21 protein-coding genes are annotated in these 21,856 nt (G+C 68.5%); 11 read left to right on the top strand and 10 right to left on the bottom strand.

Going from position 1 to position 21,856, the window contains the following annotated elements; all coding sequences use genetic code 11:
- Positions 1-111: 111 nt before the first annotated feature.
- The 7 genes from P1J78_RS16865 to tldD all read right to left on the bottom strand — a co-directional run bounded on the left by P1J78_RS16865 (position 112) and on the right by tldD (position 8,939).
- Positions 112-741 (bottom strand): 3-oxoacid CoA-transferase subunit B, encoded by a 630-nt coding sequence (locus tag P1J78_RS16865; protein WP_275568546.1) that lies wholly within the window; start codon positions 739-741, stop codon positions 112-114.
- A gap of 13 nt (positions 742-754) precedes the next feature.
- Positions 755-1,786: a PAS domain-containing protein gene (locus P1J78_RS16860; RefSeq protein WP_275568545.1), complete on the bottom strand. Its 1,032-nt coding sequence runs from the start codon at positions 1,784-1,786 to the stop codon at positions 755-757.
- A 212-nt stretch (positions 1,787-1,998) separates the two neighbouring features.
- The gene (locus P1J78_RS16855) at positions 1,999-2,694 is read right to left on the bottom strand and encodes a CoA transferase subunit A (protein ID WP_275568544.1); all 696 of its coding nucleotides are present in this window, start codon (positions 2,692-2,694) and stop codon (positions 1,999-2,001) included.
- Positions 2,695-2,770: 76 nt separating this feature from the next.
- Positions 2,771-5,329, bottom strand: coding sequence for a type I DNA topoisomerase (topA, locus tag P1J78_RS16850; protein WP_275568543.1), 2,559 nt, complete (start codon positions 5,327-5,329; stop codon positions 2,771-2,773).
- 261 nt (positions 5,330-5,590) lie between these two features.
- Positions 5,591-6,862 carry a DNA-processing protein DprA gene (gene dprA, locus P1J78_RS16845; RefSeq protein WP_275568542.1) on the bottom strand — a complete coding sequence of 424 codons (1,272 nt, stop codon included), beginning with the start codon at positions 6,860-6,862 and terminating at the stop codon, positions 5,591-5,593.
- Between the two features lie 185 nt (positions 6,863-7,047).
- A complete protein-coding gene (locus P1J78_RS16840; protein WP_275568541.1) occupies positions 7,048-7,524 on the bottom strand; it encodes a GNAT family N-acetyltransferase in 477 nt (158 codons plus the stop codon).
- Positions 7,521-8,939, bottom strand: coding sequence for a metalloprotease TldD (gene tldD, locus P1J78_RS16835; RefSeq protein WP_275568540.1), 1,419 nt, complete (start codon positions 8,937-8,939; stop codon positions 7,521-7,523). Before tldD ends, P1J78_RS16840 begins: the two co-directional genes overlap by 4 nt.
- Before the next feature lie 184 nt (positions 8,940-9,123).
- Here tldD and coxB point away from each other — a divergent pair, with 184 nt between their 5' ends.
- The 9 genes from coxB (at position 9,124) to P1J78_RS16790 (ending at position 16,638) form a co-directional block, all read left to right on the top strand.
- Positions 9,124-10,008, top strand: coding sequence for a cytochrome c oxidase subunit II (coxB, locus tag P1J78_RS16830; protein ID WP_275568539.1), 885 nt, complete (start codon positions 9,124-9,126; stop codon positions 10,006-10,008).
- Positions 10,009-10,094: 86 nt separating this feature from the next.
- Positions 10,095-11,027 (top strand): heme o synthase, encoded by a 933-nt coding sequence (gene cyoE / locus P1J78_RS16825; protein WP_275568538.1) that lies wholly within the window; start codon positions 10,095-10,097, stop codon positions 11,025-11,027.
- Complete coding sequence (locus tag P1J78_RS16820) at positions 11,027-11,221, top strand: cytochrome c oxidase system small membrane protein (protein ID WP_275568537.1); 195 nt, start codon at positions 11,027-11,029, stop codon at positions 11,219-11,221. Before cyoE ends, P1J78_RS16820 begins: the two co-directional genes overlap by 1 nt.
- Positions 11,218-11,796: a cytochrome c oxidase assembly protein gene (locus P1J78_RS16815; protein ID WP_275568536.1), complete on the top strand. Its 579-nt coding sequence runs from the start codon at positions 11,218-11,220 to the stop codon at positions 11,794-11,796. The genes P1J78_RS16820 and P1J78_RS16815 overlap by 4 nt, the downstream gene beginning before the upstream one ends.
- A gap of 30 nt (positions 11,797-11,826) precedes the next feature.
- Entirely contained in the window at positions 11,827-12,627 is an 801-nt protein-coding gene (locus P1J78_RS16810; protein WP_275568535.1) for a cytochrome c oxidase subunit 3, read from the top strand.
- Between the two features lie 102 nt (positions 12,628-12,729).
- Complete coding sequence (locus P1J78_RS16805) at positions 12,730-13,392, top strand: SURF1 family protein (protein ID WP_275568534.1); 663 nt, start codon at positions 12,730-12,732, stop codon at positions 13,390-13,392.
- 14 nt (positions 13,393-13,406) lie between these two features.
- Positions 13,407-14,795 (top strand): threonine synthase, encoded by a 1,389-nt coding sequence (gene thrC, locus P1J78_RS16800; protein ID WP_275568533.1) that lies wholly within the window; start codon positions 13,407-13,409, stop codon positions 14,793-14,795.
- Entirely contained in the window at positions 14,792-16,054 is a 1,263-nt protein-coding gene (locus tag P1J78_RS16795) for a M16 family metallopeptidase (RefSeq protein ID WP_275568532.1), read from the top strand. Before thrC ends, P1J78_RS16795 begins: the two co-directional genes overlap by 4 nt.
- The gene (locus P1J78_RS16790) at positions 16,054-16,638 is read left to right on the top strand and encodes a GNAT family N-acetyltransferase (RefSeq protein WP_275568531.1); all 585 of its coding nucleotides are present in this window, start codon (positions 16,054-16,056) and stop codon (positions 16,636-16,638) included. The genes P1J78_RS16795 and P1J78_RS16790 overlap by 1 nt, the downstream gene beginning before the upstream one ends.
- 21 nt (positions 16,639-16,659) lie before the next feature.
- On the opposite strand, the gene P1J78_RS16785 is transcribed toward P1J78_RS16790, so the two are convergent.
- Together P1J78_RS16785 and P1J78_RS16780 are read right to left on the bottom strand one after the other, a co-directional pair.
- The gene (locus P1J78_RS16785) at positions 16,660-16,809 is read right to left on the bottom strand and encodes a hypothetical protein (RefSeq protein WP_275568530.1); all 150 of its coding nucleotides are present in this window, start codon (positions 16,807-16,809) and stop codon (positions 16,660-16,662) included.
- A 155-nt stretch (positions 16,810-16,964) separates the two neighbouring features.
- Positions 16,965-17,708: a dienelactone hydrolase family protein gene (locus tag P1J78_RS16780; protein WP_275568529.1), complete on the bottom strand. Its 744-nt coding sequence runs from the start codon at positions 17,706-17,708 to the stop codon at positions 16,965-16,967.
- 216 nt (positions 17,709-17,924) lie between these two features.
- Between P1J78_RS16780 and P1J78_RS16775 the strand changes: the two genes are divergently transcribed.
- A complete protein-coding gene (locus tag P1J78_RS16775) occupies positions 17,925-18,767 on the top strand; it encodes an MBL fold metallo-hydrolase (RefSeq protein ID WP_275568528.1) in 843 nt (280 codons plus the stop codon).
- Positions 18,768-18,937: 170 nt separating this feature from the next.
- Positions 18,938-20,353: an FAD-binding oxidoreductase gene (locus P1J78_RS16770; RefSeq protein WP_275568527.1), complete on the top strand. Its 1,416-nt coding sequence runs from the start codon at positions 18,938-18,940 to the stop codon at positions 20,351-20,353.
- A gap of 248 nt (positions 20,354-20,601) precedes the next feature.
- On the opposite strand, the gene P1J78_RS16765 is transcribed toward P1J78_RS16770, so the two are convergent.
- A complete protein-coding gene (locus P1J78_RS16765) occupies positions 20,602-21,855 on the bottom strand; it encodes a Glu/Leu/Phe/Val family dehydrogenase (RefSeq protein WP_275568526.1) in 1,254 nt (417 codons plus the stop codon).
- Position 21,856 lies beyond the last annotated feature (1 nt).

The following is a 21,856-nucleotide window of genomic DNA, read 5'->3' as shown; positions in this document are numbered from 1 at the left end:
TGGACCCGACGTTCGCATCTGCGAGCGACCCGCCTTCCAGCCCCGGCGACAGGAATAACGTCCTTCCAACCCGACTTCTTCAGCAGCCTGTTAAACCGGTCCGACCGAATGTCAGGCCGCGATCTTCGCGTCCGTCTTCTCGATGATCTCCTCGCGGGTCACGTCCGGCGCAAGCTCCACGATCTTCAGCCCGTCGTCGGTGACGTCCAGCACGCCCAAATTGGTGACGATCCGGTTCACCACGCCGGTGCCGGTCAGCGGCAGCGTGCACTGCTTCAGAAGCTTCGACTCGCCGGCCTTGTTGGTGTGATCCATCACCACCACCACGCGCTGCACGCCGGCCACCAGGTCCATGGCGCCGCCCATCCCCTTGACCAGCTTGCCGGGGATCATCCAGTTCGCCAGGTCGCCGTTCTCGGCCACCTCCATCGCGCCCAGGATCGCCATCGCGATCTTGCCGCCGCGGATCATGCCGAAGCTCGTCGCGCTGTCGAAGTAACTCGTGCGTTCCAGCTCGGTCACCGTCTGCTTGCCGGCATTGATCAGGTCGGGGTCGATCTCGTCCTCGGTGGGGAAGGGGCCGATGCCGAGCATTCCGTTTTCCGATTGCAGCGTCACGTCAACGCCCTCGGGGATGTAATTGGCCACCAGCGTCGGAATCCCGATGCCGAGGTTCACGTACATCCCGTCCTCGAGTTCCTGCGCGGCGCGCTCGGCCATCTGATTGCGGTCCCAGGGCATGGCTGTCGTCCTCTCAATCGTCTTCTGTCGTTACGGGAATCTTCAGGCGGATTGTCGTGCCATTCGGCCCGGATGTCACGTCCCGTTCGGCACGAAGTTCCTGCAGAAGCCCGGTCACCACGCGGCCGCCGACGCTCTCGCGGCTGGGCCAGCTCGTGTCCTCGGGCAGGCCGACGCCGTCATCCGCCACGACGATCTCCACGATGTCGTCGCCCTGCGCGGTCATGCGGACGTCCAGCAGCCCCTCTTCGCGGCCCTCGAAGGCGTGCTGCAGCGCGTTGGTGACGATCTCCGACACCACCAGCCCGATCTTGGCGGCCTGTTCCGAATTGCAGGTCGCGTCGTCCACATCCATGTTCACCCGGACGCCGGCGCGGCCGTCCAGATGCGCGGTGGTGTTGACCAGCCGCGAGATATAGGCCCCCAGCGACACGTTGCCGTCGCGCTTGCCGGCGCCGCTCGACGGGTCGCTGAGCTCGTCATACAGCAATTGCAGGCTTTCCACCCGCCGCGCCAGCGAGCTTGCGGCCTCGACGCCGCTGGCGCTGCGGCCCTGCAGGCGGATCATGCTGACGATCATCGCCAGGTGGTTCTTCACCCGATGCTTCAGTTCCCGGATCGTGTGCTGCGTGACGTTGACCGAATTCTGCGCCTCGGTCTCCGTCAGCCGCTTCTGGATGCCGAGGAAATGGCGCAGGTTGCCGTCGCGGTCGTAGATCGGGCTCAGCAGCAGCCGGTTCAGGAACGGCGCGCCGTCGGCGCCGTAGTTCAGGATATCGACCGTCGTCTCGGTCTTGTCGGCCAGGGCCTGCTGAATTCGCCTGACATCCTCGGGGTCGGTTTCCGCACCCTGAAGAAAGCGGCAGTTGCGGCCCACCGCCGCCGAGGCGCTGTAGCCGGTCACGCGCTCGAAGGCGCGGTTGACGTAGACGATCGGGTTGTCCTCGATCCCGGGGTCGGTGAGAACCATCGAGATGGGCGATTCCGCGAGGATTTGGAAGGCTTCGCTGTCGGGAAGTTCCTTAATGTCTTTTGCAAGGTCCATGTGCGTGCGTGTTCATTCCAAAGTTCATCGTTGATATCGCCCGCGCTCCATTTCCTTGGAAGCGGGGCGTATTTCAACCCATTGAAATGGTTCCGTTACGTTGTTCAAATCCGCTTGAGCGCGGATTTGTGCAAGGCAGTCGGCCTAAACGGGCGCGCATAAAGGAATATCGGTAAGTTCCCCGGCCCGCCGCGCGGCCCGGGGAAATCCGCTCATGCGGCGCGGGTCGTGCGCTGTTCGATGCGTTTCTCGAATTCGCCCTGGATCAGGCGGTGCACGTAGACGCCCGGCAGGTGGATGCAGTCCGGGTCGAGCGAGCCGCGCGGCACGATCTCCTCCACCTCGACGATACAGGTCTTGCCGCACATCGCCGCCGGCGGGTTGAAGTTGCGCGCGGTCTTGCGGAACACGAGGTTGCCGGTGTCATCGGCCTTCCACGCCTTGACGATCGAGACGTCGGCGACGATGGCGCGTTCCAGGATGAAGGTCTCGCCGTCGAACTCCTTGTGCTCCTTGCCCTCGGCGATCTGGGTGCCCACGCCGGTGCGGGTGTAGAAGCCGGGAATGCCAACGCCGCCGGCGCGCATCCGCTCGGCCAGGGTGCCCTGCGGGTTGAACTCCAACTCCAGCTCGCCCGACAGGTACTGGCGCATGAACTCGGCGTTCTCGCCCACGTAGGACGACATCATCTTCTTGATCTGCTTGGCCTCCAGAAGGATGCCCAGGCCGAAGCCGTCGATGCCGCAATTGTTCGAGGCGACCGTCAGATCCTTTGTCCCGGCCTCGTGGAGCGCCGCGATCAGGTTTTCCGGAATGCCGCACAGGCCGAAGCCCCCGGCCGCGATCGTCATGCCGTCGAACAGAAGACCGTCGAGCGCCTCGGCTGCCGATCCATAGACCTTTTTCATGATTGCTCCCCGTCTCACGTGGTCGCCAAGGTTGTGGCGCGGCGGGGCGGCAGAGTCAACGCGAGGCGCGGCGGCGCTACTTCTTCGCCGCCGCCTTTTTGGGGGCCGCCTTCTTCGGCGCGGCCTTCTTGGCGGCCGGCTTCTTGCCGCCCTTCTTCGCCGCCTTCTCGGCGATCAGCTGCACGGCCATGTCCATGGTCACGCTCTCCGGCTCCACGTCCTTCGGCAGCGTCGCGTTGATCTTGTCCCACTTGACGTAAGGCCCGTAGCGGCCCGGCATCACGTTGACCGGCCCGCCGCTTTCGGGATGCTCGCCCAGTTCCTTCACCGGCTTCGCCGCCGCGCCCCGGCCGCGCCCGCGGCTGGCCTTTTCGGCGATCAGCTCGACCGCGCGGTTCATGCCGACGGTGAACACCTCGTCCACCTCTGGCAGGTTTGCATAGGTGCCGCCGTGCTTCACGTAAGGCCCGTAGCGGCCGATCCCCGCCTCCACCGGCTCGCCGTCCTCGGGATGCGGGCCGATCTCGCGCGGCAGGCTCAGCAGCATCAGCGCCTTGTCCAGGTCGATATCCTCGACGGCCCAGCCCTTGGGCAGGCTGGCGCGCGGCGGCTTCGGCTCTTCCTCGGTCGCCTCGCGGCGCTGCACATAGGGCCCGAACCGGCCCGAGCGCAGGCTGATCGGATCCTCGCCGTCATAGCCCAGAAGCTTGCCGTCCGGCCCGATCTCGTCATCTTGCTCGTTGGCGTTCAGCGAGCGGGTGTAGCGGCATTCGGGGTAGTTCGAGCAGCCGATGAACGCCCCGCCCGACCGCGCGGTGCGCAAGGATAGCCGCCCCTCGCCGCAATTGGGGCAGATCCGCGGATCGGAGCCATCCTCGCGCGGGGGGTAGAGGTGCGGCGCCAGCACCTCGTCGATCTTTTCCAGCACCTCGGTGATCCGCAGGTCGCTGGTCTCGTCGATATGCGCCTTGAAGTCGCGCCAGAACCGGTCCAGCACATCCTGCCAGTCGCGTTCTCCGCTGGTGATGTCGTCGAGCTCGCCCTCCAGCTTCGCGGTGAAGTCGTAGCCCACATACTTGCGGAAGTAGTTGATCAGGAAGATCGTCACCAGCCGCCCCTTGTCCTCGGGGATCAGGCGGTTCTTGTCCTTGCGGACATAGCCGCGGTCCTGGATGGTGGTGACGATCGAGGCATAGGTCGACGGCCGGCCGATCCCCAGCTCTTCCATCTTCTTGACCAGCGTCGCCTCGGTGTAGCGCGGCGGCGGCTGGGTGAAGTGCTGCTCGGGCGTGACGTCCTTCTTCTCGGCCGCCTCGCCCTGGCTGATCTGCGGCAGGCGCTTGTCGTCGTCGTCCACGACGGCGTCGTCGCGGCCCTCCTCGTAGACCTTCATGAAGCCGTCGAACAGCACCACCTGGCCGGTCGCGCGCAGTTCCACCTGGCCGTCGGCGCTGGCCACGTCCACCGTCGTCCGCTCCAGCCGGGCGGCGGCCATCTGGCTGGCGATGGTGCGTTTCCAGATCAGGTCGTAGAGCTTCTTCTGGTCGGCCTCGGACACGCGCAGCCCGTCGGGCGCCAGCGTCATGTCGGTGGGCCGGATGCACTCGTGTGCCTCCTGGGCGTTCTTGGCCTTGTTCTTGTACATGCGCGGGCTGTCGGGGACGTACTCCGCGCCGTAGCGGTCCTTGATCGCGTCGCGGGCGGCATGGACGGCCTCGGGCGCCATGTCGATGCCGTCGGTCCGCATATAGGTGATCAGCCCGGCCTCGTAGAGCCGCTGCGCCGCGTTCATCGTCTGCCGCGCGCCGAAGCCGAACTTGCGGCTGGCTTCCTGCTGCAGCGTCGAGGTCATGAACGGGGCCGAGGGGTTGCGGCTGGCCGGCTTCGCCTCCACCGATTTCACGGTCAGGTCGCGGCTGGTGATCGCCTGTACGGCCAGCTCGGCCTGGGTGTCGTTCTCGATGTCGTAGCGGTCGAGCTTCTGGCCCGCCAGCACAGTCAGCCGCGCCTCGTAGTCCTGCCCGCGCGGGGTGGTGAGGATCGCCTTGACCGTCCAGTATTCGCGGGGGCGGAACGCCTCGATCTCCATCTCGCGCTCGACGATCAGGCGCAGACAGACCGACTGCACCCGGCCGGCGGATTTCGCGCCGGGCAGCTTGCGCCACAGCACCGGGGACAGGTTGAAACCCACCAGGTAGTCTAGCGCGCGGCGGGCGAGGTAGGCCTCCACCAGGTCCTTGTCGACCTGGCGGGGGTTCTTCATCGCCTCGGTGACGGCATTCTTGGTGATCGCGTTGAAGACGACACGGCTGACCTCGGTGTCCTTCTTGATCGCCTTGCGCTTGCGCAGCGTCTCTTCCAGGTGCCAGCTGATCGCCTCGCCCTCGCGGTCGGGGTCGGTGGCGAGAATGAGCTGCGGGTCGTCCTTCAGCGCGTCGGCGATGGCCTTGACGTGTTTCTTGCTATCGCTCGCAACCTCCCACTGCATCTCGAAGCCGTGCTCGGGGTCGACCGAGCCGTCCTTGGGCGGCAGGTCGCGCACATGTCCGTAAGAGGCGAGAACGGTGAAGTCGTTGCCCAGATACTTGTTGATCGTCTTGGCCTTGGCAGGCGATTCGACAACGACGACTGGCATGGAATTCCTACCCCTTCAGGTCTGGCGGCTCATGGCGGCGGACCATGTGGGGTACCGGCGCGGATTGTCAATGTAGTGTTGTTGACGGCCGAGGTGCAGGGCGGAAACCGCGTTACCCGCGTCGCACGGGCGCGGGCGCAGGCGGCAAAATCTTCTAGAAGATTTTGAAATCGCATGATTTTCTAGAAAATCATGCCGGGCACGATCTTCTAGAAGATCGTGTTGCCCGCGCGCCGGGCGCGCTCGGCCCGTGTCCGGCGGTCACGGTTTCGACAACAGCCCGCCGGCCTTGCGCTCGATCTTTCCTTCCAGTTCCAGCGTCACCAGTTCTGGCGCGACGCGGCCGGCCGGCAGGCCCAGGTCGCGGATCAGCTGATCCTCGGCCAGGGGGCTGGGGCCCAGCCGGTCGAGGATCCGGCTGTGCAGCTTTGCCGTTTCCTTCAGCGACCGGCGCGGCGGGTCGGGATTGCCCGCGGCCACGGCCGATGCGGCGGACGTCGCCGCAGGCGTCGGAGCGGCACCGGAGCGCTCCGGCGCCTGGTCCGCGCTCCGCCGCTCCGCCGCGACGGGCTCCGAGCTCTTCTTCGCGGCCGGCGGCGCGTCTGCGGCGGGGCCCAGCGGCAGGGTCGGTTCCTCGGCCTCGGCGCCGATCGCCTCGATCACGTCGGCGGCGCTGCGCACCAGCGTGGCGCCGTCCCGGATCAGCATGTTGCAGCCGGCCCCCCGGGCGTCGAACGGGTGGCCCGGCACCGCCATCACCTCGCGCCCCTGGTCCAGTGCGTTGCGCGCCGTGATCAGGCTGCCGGATTTCGCCGCGGCCTCGACCACCACGACCGCCCGGGCGAGGCCCGAGATGATGCGGTTGCGCGAGGGGAAGTGGCGCGCCTGCGGTTGCATGCCCATCGGCTGCTCGGACAGGCGCAGGCCCTTCTCGGCGATCTCCTGCGCCAGCACCGCGTTCTCGGCCGGATAGACCACGTCGACCCCGCCGGCCAGCACCGCGATGGTGCCGCCATCGAGTGCGGCCAGATGCGCCGCCGTGTCGACGCCGCGGGCGAGGCCGGAGACCACGGCAAAGCCCGCCTCGGTCAGCCCGTGCGCCAGTTGCCGCGCCATGCGGGTGCCGAGGCTGGAGGCGTTGCGGGCGCCGACCAGCGCCGCGACGGGGCGCGACAGCAGCGCGGTCTCGCCCAGGACCCAGAGGATCGGCGGTGCATCGGGAAGCTGCGCCAGCCGCGCCGGATAGTCGGGGGCGCCGAAGGCAAGGGGGCGGGCGCCGAACAGCTGCCCCTGCTTCATTTCGTTCAGAGCGATTTCGGGCGGGCAGGGCGCATAGTCCGCGACCCCTGCCGCGCGGGCGACCTCGGGCAGAGCTTCCAGCGCGGCGTCCGCGCTGCCATGCTCGCCCATCAACCGGTGGAAGGTGGTGGCCCCGACCCTGCGAGAGCGCAAGAGGCGAAACCAGGCGACCCAATCATCCTCGCTTCGGGGTGGGGTGAGGGGGTGGGGTGAAGGGAGTAAATCCTTGGCCATCCTGGTTCCGCCAACTTGCAGGGCATGTATGGCGCCGGAGTGGTTAAAGAGTCGTGAATCGTCGGCAGGTTGTCGAAAATTCGTGCCAACTATTTGAATAGTATCGAATAAATCCGGCCGTCACGCCCAGGTCTTGCCAGGAACCCGCCGCACGGTCCCCGAATCGATCTGCCCGAGTCGGGCGGCTACAGGCGTTTTTCCAGCAGAATCGAGCGCCAGCCGCCGATACTGTCGCCGGTTTCGGGCCAGCGTTCGTCCTCGTGCCCGATCCGCCGCCAGCCTTCGCGGGCGTAGAACCGCGCGGCGCGGGCGTTGCCTTCGACATGGTCGATCCGCGCCACGGTATGCCCGGCGGCGGCGATCTCTGCCTCGGCCCGCGCCATCAGCGCCTGCGCCAGCCCGGTGCCCCGTACGGCGCGGGCCAGGAACAGATAGTCGATCCCGTCGTCCTGCCAGGCGACGAACCCGCCGATCCCGCCCTCGGTGAGGCCCACCCGGACCGGCCGTGTCAGCTTCGGAACCGCCTTGCGAAAGGCATCCGGCGTCCGGAGGCGCGACAGGGCGTCCGGCACCAGCCCGTCATGGGCGTCGTGCCAGCCCTCGTGCCAGATCTCGGCGACGCGCGCGTGATCCCCGGCGCGCATCGGCCGCACCGCGATCACGCAGAGCCGCCCACCGTCAGCCCGCCGATCCGCAGCGTCGGCTGGCCCACGCCCACCGGCACCCATTGGCCCGCCTTGCCGCAATTGCCGATGCCCGGATCCAGCGCCATGTCGTTGCCGATGGCGCGGATCTGCTGCATCGCCGTCGGCCCGTCGCCGATCAGCGTCGCGCCCTTCACCGGGGCGCCGACCTGTCCGTTCTTCACCCGATACGCCTCGGTGCAGGAGAAGACGAACTTGCCGTTGGTGATGTCCACCTGACCGCCGCCGAAACCCACGGCATAGATGCCGTCCTCCAGCCCGGCGAGGATATCGGCAGGGGCGGCCTCGCCCCCCAGCATGTAGGTGTTGGTCATCCGCGGCATCGGGATGTGGGCATAGCTCTGCCGCCGCCCGTTGCCGGTGGCGGGCACGCCCATCAGCCGCGCGTTCTGCCGGTCCTGCATGTAGCCGACCAGGATGCCGTCCTCGATCAGCACGTTCTTGCCCGAGGGCGTCCCCTCGTCGTCGAACGAGATCGAGCCGCGCCGGTCCGGGATGGTGCCATCGTCCAGCACCGTCACGCCCGGCGCCGCCACGCGCTGGCCCATCAGCCCGGCGAAGGCCGAGGTCTTCTTGCGGTTGAAGTCGCCCTCCAGCCCGTGGCCCACCGCCTCGTGCAGCAGCACGCCGGGCCAGCCGGGGCCCAGCACCACGTCCATCACACCGGCCGGCGCCGCCTCGGCCTCCAGGTTCACCAGCGCGATGCGCAGCGCCTCGCGCGTCGTCGCCTGCCATTGCGTCCGGTCGATCAGGCCGGTCAGCCCGATCCGCCCGCCGCCGCCGTGGCTGCCGCTTTCGCGCCGGCCGTTCTCCTCGACGATGACCGAGACGTTCAGCCGGGTCATCGGACGGACGTCGCGCACCAGCGTGCCCTCGGGGCGCAGGATCTCCACCTCCTGGCAGGCGGCGGCGAGCGAGGCCGTCACCTGCACCACGCGGCTGTCCAGATCGCGGGCGAAGGCGTCGATCTCGCGCAGCGTCTCGATCTTCACCGGGAAGGCCGCGTCGTCCATCGGGTTGGCGTCGCTATAGAGCCGCACGTTGGTCGGCTGCGGCGCGTCGGCCCAGCTGCCGCCGCCGTCGCCCACGGCCAGCCGCGCCGTCTCGACCGCGCGCGTCAGCGACGCCTCGGAGATTTCGGTGGAATGGGCGTAACCGGCCGTCTCGCCCCGTACCGCGCGCAGGCCGAACCCCTCGGAGGCGTCGTAGCTCGCCGTCTTCACCCGGCCGTCGTCGAACACGATCGCCTCGGACCGGCGCCGCTCCAGATACAGCTCGCCGTCGTCGGCCCCGTCGACCGCCGCGCGCAGCTGCGACAGCGCCTCGTCCTGGTCCAGCGCGGTGTCGAACGGGCGGAAGGGGGCGTCGATCATTAGCAGGTCTCTTTCATGCGGGATTTGATCCAGGTCAAAAAAGCGGCGCAATGCCGCAACCCAGACGCTTGAGGGCGCCCCCCTAATATGGTTTCAAACGGTCCAGACACAACGGGGATTCCCCGCACCCGCGGGGCCCCGGGCAAGCGCGGCGGCGAAACCGCCCAGCTTTACGGGAGAGCACATGCGTTTGAACTCGATATTCGCGGCCGCCGGGTCCGCAGTCGCCGCCACCCTCGCCACCCTGGCTCCGGGCGCCGCCCGGGCGCAGGACGGGCTGGAGGGGCTTGAGATCATCGGCAAGCCGACGCCGGGCGGCACGGGCTTCCAGCCCGCCGCGACGGAGATCGCGCGCGACCTGCAGTGGCTGGACGGCATGATCCTGGCGATCATCACGGCGATCACCGTCTTCGTGATGCTGCTGCTGGGCATCGTGATCCTGCGCTACAACCAGCGCGCCAACAAGACGCCGGCGCGCTTCACCCACAACTCGCCGCTGGAGGTGACCTGGACCGTCGTGCCGATCCTGATCCTGGTCTTCATCGGTGCCTTCTCGCTGCCGACCCTGTTCAAGCAGCAGGAAATCCCGGAAGCCGACCTCGTCATCAAGACCACCGGCCACCAGTGGTACTGGAGCTACGAGTACCCCGAAGAGGGGCTGGCCTTCGACAGCTACATGCTGCGGCCCGACGAGCTGGAAGAATACGGCTACAGCCAGGACGAGTACCGCCTCGCCACCAACACGGCGATGGTGATCCCCACCGGCCAGACCGTCGTGGTGCAGGTGACCGCCGCCGACGTGATCCATTCCTGGACCATCCCCGCCTTCGGCGTGAAGCAGGACGGCATCCCGGGCCGCCTGGCCGAGCTGTGGTTCGAGGTCGACGAGGGCAACGAGGGCATCTATTTCGGCCAGTGCTCGGAACTCTGCGGCATCGACCACTCCTACATGCCGATCACCGTCAAGGCGGTGACGCAGGAGGAATACGAAGCCTGGCTGAACGGCCCCGCGCAGGACTATGCCGCAACCCCGGCGCCGCGCGCGGTCGAGGTGGCCCAGGCCGAGTGATCCGCACGGGCGGCGGGCCACGCGCCCGCCCCCTGCGCCCCAGGTAGGATGGGTGTTCGCACCCATCTCCCCAAGAAGAGACACGCATGAGCGAGACCCACATCACCGATTTCGACCGCGAGGCGGGCTTCGGCGACTACTTCGCCCTCCTGAAGCCGCGCGTGATGTCGCTGGTGATCTTCACCGCGCTGGTCGGGCTGATCGTGGCGCCGGTGCCGGTGCATCCGGTCGTGGCGCTGTGCTCGATTTTGTTCATCGCCATCGGGGCCGGGGCCTCGGGCGCGCTGAACATGTGGTGGGACGCCGATATCGACGCGGTGATGAAGCGCACCGCGAAACGCCCCGTGCCCTCGGGCCGCGTCGCGGCCGACGAGGCGCTGGCCATCGGCGTGGCGCTGTCGGGGCTCGCCGTGGTGATGCTGGCGCTGGCGGCGAACCTGCTGGCGGCGGGGCTTCTGGCCTTCACCATCTTCTTCTATGCGGTGATCTACTCGATGCTGCTGAAGCGCTCGACGCCGCAGAACATCGTGATCGGCGGCGCCGCGGGGGCCTTCCCGCCGATGATCGGCTGGGCCGTGGCCACCGGCGGAGTTTCGGTGGAATCGGCGCTGATGTTCGCGCTGATCTTCATGTGGACCCCGCCGCATTTCTGGGCGCTGGCGCTGTTCATGAAGTCCGACTACGACGTCGCGAAGGTGCCGATGCTGACCGTCACCCACGGCCGCCGCGTCACCCGCAACCATGTCTTCGGCTACACGCTGTCGCTGGCGCCGGTGGCGCTGGGGATCGGCTTCACCTCGATCGGCGGGCCGGTCTACCTGGCGACCTCGGCGGTGCTGAACGCGCTGTTCCTGAAGGGCGCCTGGACCGTCTGGCGCCGCGACGAACCGGCGGCGGAGGCCGACGGCTACGCCGCCGAGAGAAAGCTGTTCCGCCTGTCGCTGTCCTACCTGTTCCTGCATTTCGGCGCGCTGCTGGTGGACGCGACGCTCAAGTCCTTCGGAGTGGAGCTGTGGTGATGGCCCTGCGCGCGGAACACGAAATCCACAAGCGCCGCCGGTCGCGCAATGTCGGGGTCGGCATCGCGCTCGCCGGCTTCGTCGCGCTGGTCTTCGCGCTGAGCGTGGTGAAGATCAACACGGTCGGCCCGGTCGAGGGCTTCGACCACACCCCGCGCGCCTCGGCGCTGCCGCCCCAGGAGCCTGCGGAATGACCAAGGGCAGCCCCGGCAAGACCGTCGCCCTGACCGTCGGCATCGTCCTGTTCATGGGCGCGATGGCCTGGGCCTCGGTGCCGCTCTACGACTGGTTCTGCCGGGTCACCGGCTTCGGCGGCACCACCTCCACCGCGACCGCCGGCTCCGACGAGGTGCTGGACCGCACGATCAAGGTGCGCTTCGACGGCTCGCTCAATTCCGGGATGGAATGGACCTTCAAGCCGGTGCAGACCCAGATGGAGGTGAAGATCGGCGAGACCGGGCTGGCCTTCTACGAGGCCTACAACCCGACCGACCGGCCGATCGCCGGGCAGGCCACCTACAACGTCTACCCCTACGAGGCGGGCGGCTACTTCACCAAGATCGACTGTTTCTGCTTCACCGAACAGGTGCTGGAGCCGGGCGAGCGGGTGCAGATGCCGGTGACCTTCTACGTCGACCCCGAGATCGTCGAGGACCGCGACGCCAAATACGTCCACACGATCACGCTGTCCTACACATTCTACGAAATCGACATGCCCGAAAGCCACGCCGCGCTGGCGCAGGACGACGGCACCGTCTACAAGCAATGACAAGTCGCGCAAGACGAGGGAACGCTTCCAATGGCGCATGAGAAAAACCACGACTATCACATCCTGAACCCCTCGATCTGGCCCTTCGTCGGCGCGGTCGGGGCGTTCATCATGCTGTTCGGCGCGGTGCTGTGGTTCCACGACAACGGGCCGTGGATGTTCCTGATCGGCCTGGCGATCGTCGCCTACACCATGTTCGCCTGGTGGTCCGAGGTCGTCCAGGAAAGCCAGCAGGGCGACCACACGCCGGTGGTCCGGATCGGCCTGCGCTACGGCTTCATCATGTTCATCATGTCCGAGGTGATGTTCTTCGCCGCCTGGTTCTGGTCGTTCTTCAAGCACGCCATGTATCCCGGCGGGCCGGAGCAGCCGGTGGAATACTCGGTCTGGCCGCCGGCCAATATCGAGACCTTCGATCCCTGGCACTTGCCGCTGATCAACACGCTGATCCTGCTGTGCTCGGGCGCGGCGGCCACCTGGGCGCACCACGCGCTGGCGCACGAGAACAACCGCAAGGACCTCGTGAACGGGCTGATCGTCGCCATTATCCTGGGCGCGCTGTTCACCGTGCTGCAGGTCTACGAGTACAGCCACGCCGCCTTCGGCTTCGCCGGCAACATCTACGGCGCCAACTTCTTCATGGCCACGGGCTTCCACGGCGCGCATGTGATCATCGGCACGATCTTCCTGTTCGTCTGCCTGATGCGGGCGCTGGCGGGGCATTTCACGCCCGAGAAGCATGTCGGCTTCGAGGCCGCCGCCTGGTACTGGCACTTCGTGGACGTGGTCTGGCTATTCCTGTTCATGGCGGTCTACATCTGGGGGTCGTGATCGTTCGGCCCGTTGGGCCGACGCCTTCGGCGAGCGTATTTTGAACGAGAAGAAGACCGGGGCGTGGAGGAGACTTCGCGCCCCTTCGCATTCGGAGAGGTCATGAAGCGGATCATCGTGCCCCTGCTGATCGGCGTCGTCGGCGTCGCGATCCTGGTGTCGCTGGGCGCCTGGCAGGTGCGGCGGCTGGCCTGGAAGGAGGACATGCTGGCGCGGATCGAGGCGCAGATCGGCGCCGATCCCGTGCCGCTCTTCTCGCAGCCGCTGGAGGAATACCAGGCGGTCACGGCCGAGGGCACGATCACCGGCGAGGAGGCGCATGTGCTGGCCTCGGTCAAGGGCCGGGGGGCGGTGTTCCGCATCGTCGCGGCCTTCGAGACCGAGGGCCGCCGCGTGCTGCTCGACCGCGGCTGGGTGCCCGAGGCGGAAAAGGACGCCGACCGCCCGCAGGTCGAGGCACGGATCGTGGGAAATTTTCGTACCGTGGAAGAAAGCGACGGTTTCACGCCCGAGCCGGACCTGGAGGAGAACTACTGGTTCGCCCGCGACGTGGATCGGCTGGCCGAGGTGCTCGACACCGAACCGATCCTGATCGTCCTGCGCGCCACCAGTGAGGACGATCCGCCCGTCACCCCCTGGCCCGTCGGCACCGAGGGCATCCCCAACGACCACCTGAACTATGCGATCACCTGGTTTTCGCTGGCGGTCGTCTGGGCGGGGATGACAGGGTTGTGGCTGTGGCGTATCACACGGCGGGCGGTTTGAATCGAAGGGGCGACATGCAGTACATCTCCACCCGCGGCAAGGCGCCGGCGCTGAGCTTCGAGGACACGATGCTGACCGGGCTGGCGCGCGACGGCGGGCTGTACCTGCCCGAGACGATCCCGACGCTGGCGCCCGACGAGATCGCCGCCCTGGCCGGCGTGACCTACGAGGAGATCGCGCTGCGCGTCATGCGCCCCTTCGTGGGCGACGCCTTCCCCGACCCGGAGTTCCGCGCCATCATCGCGCGCGCCTATCGCGGCTTCGACCACCCCGCCCGCGCGCCGCTCAAGCAGCTGGGGCCGAACCATTTCCTGCTGGAGCTGTTCCACGGGCCGACGCTGGCCTTCAAGGACTTCGCCATGCAACTGATCGGCCAGCTGTTCCAGGCCGCGCTGCAACGCCGGGGCGAGCGCGTGACCATCGTCGGCGCCACCTCCGGCGACACCGGCAGCGCCGCGATCGAGGCGTTCCGCGGGCTCGACAACGTCGATGTCTTCATCCTGTTCCCCGAGGGCCGCGTCAGCGAGGTGCAGCGCCGGCAGATGACCACGCCGGCCGAGGACAACGTTCACGCCATCGCGCTGAAGGGCGACTTCGACGACTGCCAGGCGGCGGTGAAGGACCTGTTCGCCGATTTCGACTTCCGCGACGAGGTGCGGCTGGCCGCCGTCAACTCGATCAACTGGGCGCGGGTGCTGGCGCAGGTGGTCTATTATTTCTCCTCGGCCGTGTCGCTGGGGGCGCCGCATCGCGACGTCTCCTTCACCGTGCCCACCGGCAATTTCGGCGACATCTTCGCGGGCTTTATCGCCAAGCAGATGGGCCTGCCAGTCGCCGACCTGGTGATCGCGACCAACCAGAACGACATCCTGCACCGCACGCTCGTCTCGGGCGACCACGTCAAGCAGGGCGTCACCCCCTCGATCAGCCCGTCGATGGACATCCAGGTGTCGTCGAACTTCGAGCGCGCGCTCTACTACGCCTATGGCCGCGACAGCCATGCCGTGGCGCACGAGATGCAGGCGCTGAAATCCGAGGGCGGCTTCACCGTCAGCCAGGGCGCGCTGGACTTCCTGCGCGACACCTTCCGCTCCGGCCGCGCCAGCGAGGCGGAGACGACCGCCACGATCCGCGGCGTCCACGCCGCCACCGGCGAGACGCTCTGCCCGCACAGCGCCGTCGGCGTGAAGGTGGCAGAGGAGAGCCTCGGCGCCGCCCCGATGATCACCTTGGCCACGGCGCATCCGGCGAAGTTCCCCGATGCCGTGGAGGCCGCCACCGGCGCGCGGCCCCCCCTTCCCAACCGCATGGCCGACCTGTATGACCGGCCGGAGCGGGTGACGCCGGTCGACAACGACCTGTCCGCCCTGCAAACCCTGATCCGGGAGCGCATCGCCCCTTGACCGTGAATATCCATACCCTGCCAAACGGGTTCCGTGTCGTCACCGAGCACATGCCGTCGATGAAGTCGGCCTCGCTGGGCATCTGGATCATGGCCGGCGGCCGGCACGAGCGGCTGGAACAGAACGGCATCGCGCATTTTCTCGAACATATGGCGTTCAAGGGCACCAAGACCCGCAGCGCGCTGCAGATCGCCGAGGAGATCGAGGATGTCGGCGGCTACATCAACGCCTATACCAGCCGCGAGATGACGGCCTATTACGGCCGGGTGCTGCAGGAGGACGTGCCGCTCGCGCTGGACGTAATTGCCGACATCGTGCTGAACCCGGTCTTCGACGCGCGCGAGATCGAGGTCGAGCGCGGCGTGATCCTGCAGGAGATCGGGCAGGTGCTGGACACCCCCGACGACGTGATCTTCGACTGGCTGCAGGAGGTCGCCTATCCCGAACAGCCGCTGGGCCGGTCGATCCTGGGGCCGATCGAGCGGGTGCGCCACTTCACCCATGACGACCTGACGTCGTTCGTGGCCGAGCATTACGGACCCGAGAAGATGATCCTGTCGGCCGCCGGCGCCGTCGACCACGACCGCATCGTCGCCGAGGCCGAGAAGCTTTTCGGCCACCTGCCGCGGTCGCGGCCCGACCATGTCGCGCCCGCCCGCTTCACCGGCGGCGAGCGGCTGGAGGTGCGGCCGCTGGAGCAGGTGCATTTCGCCCTGGCCTTCGAGACGCCCGCCTATCGCGACGAGGCGATCTATACCGCGCAGGTCTATTCCACCGCGCTGGGCGGCGGCATGTCCTCGCGCCTGTTCCAGGAAGCGCGCGAGCGGCGCGGGCTGTGCTACACGATCTTCGCGCAGACCGGGGCCTATGCCGATACCGGCTATACGACGATCTATGCCGGCACCGCCGCCGACCAGATCGAGGATCTCGCCGGGCTGACCGTCGACGAGATGAAGCGCGCCGCCACCGACATGACCGAGGCCGAGGTCGCCCGCGCCCGCGCCCAGATGAAGGCAGGCCTTCTGATGGGGCTGGAAAGCCCCTCGGCCCGCGCCGAACGTCTGGCGCGGCTTCTGTCGATCTGGGACCGGGTGCCCGAGCTCGACGAGGTGGTCGCGAAGATCGAGGCGGTGGACCTGCGCAAGGTCACCGACTTCGCCGCGCAGACGGCAGAGCAGGCGCGCACCGCGCTGACCATGTACGGCCCCGTCGAGCGTGCGCCGCGCATGGCCGACCTGCGGGAGCGTCTCGCCGCCTGATGCTCAGAGCCCGACGCAAGCTGCGCCTTGTCACCGACCGCATGATCCTTCGTCCGCCGTCCCACGCCGATTTCCGGCCTTGGACGGCGCTGCGCCAGGCCGGCGCCGACTTTCTCAAGCCGTGGGAGCCGACCTGGTCCCCCGACCATCTCACCCGCAAGGCGTTCACCAACCGCGTCTATTGGGCGCAGCGCTCCATCGCCGGGGGCACGGCGGTGCCGCTGTTCCTGTTCCGGCGGGGCGACGACGTGCTCTTGGGCGCGATCACGCTCGACAACATCCGCCGCGGGCCGGCGCAGTCGGGCACGCTGGGCTACTGGATCGGTGCGCAGTTCGCGCGGCAGGGCTACATGCGCGAAGCGATCCAGGCGGTGGTGCATCACGGCTTCACCGATCTGGACCTCAGCCGGATCGAGGCCGCCTGCCTGCCCGAGAACAGCGCCTCGCGGGGCGTTCTGGAAAAGTGCGGCTTCAAGTACGAGGGCGTCGCCCAAAGCTACCTGCAAATCAACGGCCGCTGGCGCAACCACGTGCTCTACGCCAACCTGCGCAGCGACCGCCGCGGCAAGACCGCCGTCGGATAGGGCCGGAGTGCCGGGAGGGCCTTACGGCAGACCCAGCCCCCGGCCGATCAGGTAGGCCGCGATGAACACCATGATCGCCGCCATCAGGAATTTGAACAGGTAAGCCGGGCTGGGTTCGCTGGGGTTCATTGCCGTCCAGACATCCGACAGGACGTCGCGAAGATACTGCATCGCTGGGTTCCAGGTCTCTGTTTCCGTTCACGATTACCCGGAAAGCCTAGCGTCTATGGCGCCCCGATCAAGGCCGGCGGACCCCGGCCACGGGATACGGGCCGGCGTCGCGGACCGCAGACGGGCCGGGGCCGCGAGGCCCCGGCGCCGGGCGCTCAGCCGCCCACCGTCTCCGCCAGGAAGTCGCTGAACGCCTCCCAGCTCTCCATGTCCGCCCGCTCCTGGTAGCGGCTGGAGCCCTTGACGGTGAAGGCATGCGGCGCGCCGGAATAGACCTCGATCGTATAGGTCGCGCCGGCCTCCTCCAGCTCGTTGGTCAGCGCCGCGACCTCCGACATCGGCACCGCCTGGTCGGCGCCGCCATGCATCACCAGGATCGGCGGCACGTCTGCGCCATAGCCCTGACCCTCCGGCGTGCCCAGCCCGCCGTGGAAGGTGGCATAGCCCGCCGCCTCGCCGGCCATGTCGCTGCGCGCCATCTCCAGCGTCACCGACCCGCCGAAGCAATAGCCCATGACCACCAGCCCCTCGGCCTCGGACATCTCCCGCGCCTGGGCCAGCCCGGCCTCGATCAGCGTGCGCATCTTCTCGCGGTCCTGGTACAGCTCGCCCGTGGCCGCGCGGTTCTGATCGACGGTGCCCGCCTCGGTATCGGCGCCGTACATGTCCAGCGCGAAGGCGTCATAGCCCATCTCCGCCAGCATGTCGGCGCGGCCGGTCTCGTAGTCGTCCAGCCCGTCCCAGTCATGCACGATCAACACCAGGCCCTGCGGATCCTCGGCGGCGGCGAAATAGCCGGTATGGGCCACGCCGCCCACGTCGTACTCGACCGTCTCGGCCAGCGCCGCCGGCGCCGTCAGGGTCAGTATCAGGGCGGCCAGGGAAACCAGTCGTGTCATCGCTACGTCCTCCATGTCGGAATGCCCCTGTCCCGGGGCTGTCTGGTGGCCGGTTAGTTAGCCGGGTCTGACCCCGCGGCAACCGCGCGGCGGGGCGGGGTTGCCCGGAAAACGCGCAACTAACGCGGCTGTGATCGGCGCGTGTGGTCTTCCGGCTTCGGCGGGGGCGGGCGGCTGGCTATGCTGGTCGGCGACGAGAGATGGGAGACCGCCCGCATGTTCCGCCTGCCGCTGATCGCCGCCGCCGCCCTCGCCGCCGCGCTGTCCGCCGCCCTGCCGGCCGCCGCGCAGGAGCGGCGCATGAGCCATTGCATCGCCATCGCCGACGCCGCGCCGGGGCTGAATTATGTCCACAAGGCCGCCTATACCGAACCGGTGCCGGACTTCTCCGTCCGCATCAGCTACGTCGACCACTCGATGTTCCTGATCCAGACGCCGGGCGGGCTGGACGTGATCACCGACTTCAACGGCTATATCGGCGCGCAGGACTTCGTGCCGGACGTGGTGACGATGAACCACGCCCATTCCACCCACTGGACCGCGCGCCCCGACCCGCGCATCCCCCACGTGCTGCGCGGCTGGGCCGAGGGCCCGGAGGGGGCCGACCACCATCTCGACCTGGGCGAGATGCTGATCCGCAACGTCTCCACCGACATCCGCCAGGGCTTCGGCGGGCGCGAGGCCGACGGCAACTCGATCTTCATCTTCGAGGTCGAGGGGCTCTGCATCGGCCATATGGGCCACCTGCACCACGAGCCGTCCGAGGAGGACTATGCCGCGCTCGGCCGGCTGGACGTGGTGATGATCGCGGTCGATGGCGGGCTGACCCTGCCGATCGACGTCGTCGTGCGGATCATGGAGCGGCTGAAAAGCTCGGTCGTGATCCCGATGCACTGGTTCGGCCGCGGCGCGCTGGAGCGGTTCCTGCTGGCCATGTCCGAGGAGTTCCGCATCGAGCGCGTCGGCGGCTCCGACCTGGTGGTGTCGCTGCGCGACCTGCCGCCGCAGCCCACGGTGATGGTGCTGGAGCCGGAATTCCTGCCGGTGTTCCAGGAGTAGCGCATGTCGCACGAAAGCGAGACCCGGTCTTGCGAGTCAGTGCGCTTCATGTGACTGCGAATGACCGCGACGGGCTCTCGCCGGACTATTACAAATAGTCCGGTCCGGATCGTGCGTCACGATCCGGGCAGGCTTGCGCCGCCGCGCCCGGCATGGTTGATCCTTTCCCCATGCTGACCTCCGTCTCCGACGCCTTCGCGGCCGACCTGCGCGCCCGCCTCCCGGCCGCCGCCTTCAAGGGCGACACCGCCCGCTACGCCGAGACCCCGCGCGGCGGCGCCACCGGGCAGGTCGGGCTCGTCGTCGCCCCAGGCTCCACCGAGGAGGTCGCCGAGGTCGTCCGCGCCGCCGGCGCCGCCGGCGTGCCGGTCATTCCCTATGGCGGCGGCACCGGGCTGGTGACGGGGCAGATCGCCCCCGAGGGCCCCGCGCCGCTGATCCTGTCGCTGGAGCGGATGACGGCGGTGCGTGCGGTCTATCCGGCGGAGAACGTGCTGGTCGCCGAGGCCGGCGCCATCCTCGCCGACGTGCAGGCGGCGGCCGAGGAGGCGGAGCGCCTGTTCCCCCTGTCCCTCGCCGCCGAGGGCTCGGCCCGGATCGGCGGGCTGCTGGGCACCAATGCGGGCGGCGTCAACGTGCTGCGCTACGGCAACGCGCGCGAGCTGTGCCTGGGGCTGGAGGCGGTGCTGCCCGACGGCTCGGTCTGGCACGGCCTGAAGCGGCTGAGGAAGGACAATACCGGCTACGACCTGAAGGGCCTCCTGGTGGGGTCCGAGGGCACTTTGGGCGTCATCACCGCCGCCAGCCTGCGCCTGTTCCCGCGCCCCGCGGCCGAGGGCACGGCCGTCATGGCGGTCCCCGACCCCGAGGCGGCGCTGGCGCTGCTGGCGCTTGTGAACGAGAAGGCGGGCGCCACCGTTTCGGCCTTCGAGCTGATCTCGGGCACCGGCCCGCGCTTTCTGGCCGAGACCATGCCGGAGGTGCGCCTGCCCTTCGCGGAGCCGCCGGACTGGATGGTGCTGATCGACCTCGGCGTCGGCGCCGGGCAGGATCCCGGCGAGCTGCTGGAGGGGATATTCGCCGAAGCCTTCGAGCGCGATCTGGTCACCGACGGGCTCGTCGCCCAGTCGGAACAGCAGCGCGCCGAGTTCTGGCACATGCGCGAATCGATCCCCGAAGCGAACAAGCGGATCGGCGCGATCTCGTCCCACGACATCTCGATCCCGCTGTCGCGGATCCCCGACTTCGTCCGCCGCGGGCCCGAGGTGCTGGCGGCGCTGGGCGACTATCGGATCAACTGCTTCGGGCACCTGGGCGACGGCAACCTGCATTACAACTGCTTCCCGATGCCGGGCGAGAGCCGCGACGACCGGCTGGACGAGAAGGCGGCGGTGCAGCGCGAGGTGCATGACCTGGTGGATGAGTTCGACGGCTCGATCAGCGCCGAGCACGGGATCGGCCGGCTGAAGGCGGCGGACCTGCAGCGCTATGGCGACCCGGCGAAGCTGGCGGCGATGCGGGCGATCAAGGACGCGCTCGATCCGCAGGGTATCATGAACCCCGGCGCCGTTCTGCCGTTGCGGTAGGTTCCTGGTCCAGGCGGTTTCGCAACGGCTTGCGGGCGCGACTGGCGGGGGCGGGGCGTCGGGCCGGGGGCGTGCGCCCGGTGGGTGCGCCGGATGCGTATTTGGAACGAGAAGAAGCAGCGGTGTGCGGCGCGGGCGGGACGGCCGGGGCGGGGTTCGGCCGCTGAGACAGGTGGGTCCGCCGGATGCGTATTTGGAACGAGAAGAAGCAGCGGTGTGCGGCGCGAGCGGGACGGCCGCGGCATGGCTCAGCCGCTGAAATAGGTGCTGTTGCCGCGGCTGTCGATGGCGTCGGCGATGCGGCCCACGGCGATCCGGTAGGCGGCCTCGCGCGGGGGGATAGCGGCCTCCTCGGCGAGGTCCAGGACTTGTGCGGCGGTCCGGTCCATCCGTGTCTTCAGCCGGCCGGCCACGGTGTCGGCGTCCCAGTAATCACCGGTGCGGCCCTGGATCCATTCGTAGTAGCTGACCGTCACGCCGCCCGCGTTCACCAGGATGTCCGGCAGCACGGTCACCTCCCGCTCGCGGAGCGCCCCGTCGGCCCCGGGCGAGACTGGGCCGTTGGCCAGTTCCAGCACCGTGCCGGCGCGCACGTCACCCACATTGTCCTCGGTCACCGCGTTCTGCAGCGCGGCGAGCGCCAGAACGTCGACGTCCAGCGCCAGCAGCGCGTCGCCGCCGACGGTCTTGCAGCCCGCGCCGTCGTAGTCGGCCAGATGCCCGCCATCCGCCTTGAAGGCGCGCAGCGGCCCGGGGTCGAGCCCGTCCTCGCGGACCACCGCGCCCGAGGAGTCCGACACCGCGACCACCCGGTAGCCCGCCGCATGCGCCAGCGACGCGAAATGCGCCCCGGCATTGCCGAAGCCCTGCACCGCCACCCGCGTCTCGGCGGGGGCGCGATCCTGCCGCGCCAGCCAGGCGTCCAGCACGTGCAGTGCCCCCTGTCCGGTGGCCGAGACGCGGCCGGCCGAGCCGCCCAGGCAGATCGGCTTGCCGGTGACCGCCGCCGGCTGCCGGCGCCGCTCGATGATGGAGTATTCGTCCGCCATCCAGCCCATGACCCGGCCGTTGGTGTTCACGTCCGGCGCCGGGATGTCGTCGTCCGGCCCCAGCACCTCGAAGATGCCGCGGACATAGCCGCGCGCCAGCCGCTCCAGCTCGATCGGCGACAGTGCCTTGGGGTCGACCTTCACGCCGCCCTTGCCGCCGCCGAAGGGCAGGTTCATCAGCGCGCATTTCAGCGTCATCCAGAACGCCAGCTCCGTCACCTCGGTCGGCGAGACCTCGGGGTGGAACCGCACGCCGCCCTTCGCCGGGCCGAGCGTCGTGTCGTACTGCACCCGCCAGCCCGGCAGCACGGCGAGCGAGCCGTCGTCGCGGCGCACCACGATCTGGACCTCCATCACCCGGTCGCGCTGTGCCAGCCGGGCGCGCACGTCGTCGGAGGCGTCGATGGCGTCGAAGACGCGGTGCATCAGGTCGGGTAGCTGGAAATCTCGCATG

The organism is Psychromarinibacter sediminicola (assembly GCF_029168335.1).
In the GTDB taxonomy this organism is placed as follows: Bacteria; Pseudomonadota; Alphaproteobacteria; order Rhodobacterales; family Rhodobacteraceae; genus Psychromarinibacter; species Psychromarinibacter sediminicola.
Note: the sequence above shows the minus strand (reverse complement) of the source record. Positions and strands in the feature narration are given on the sequence as shown.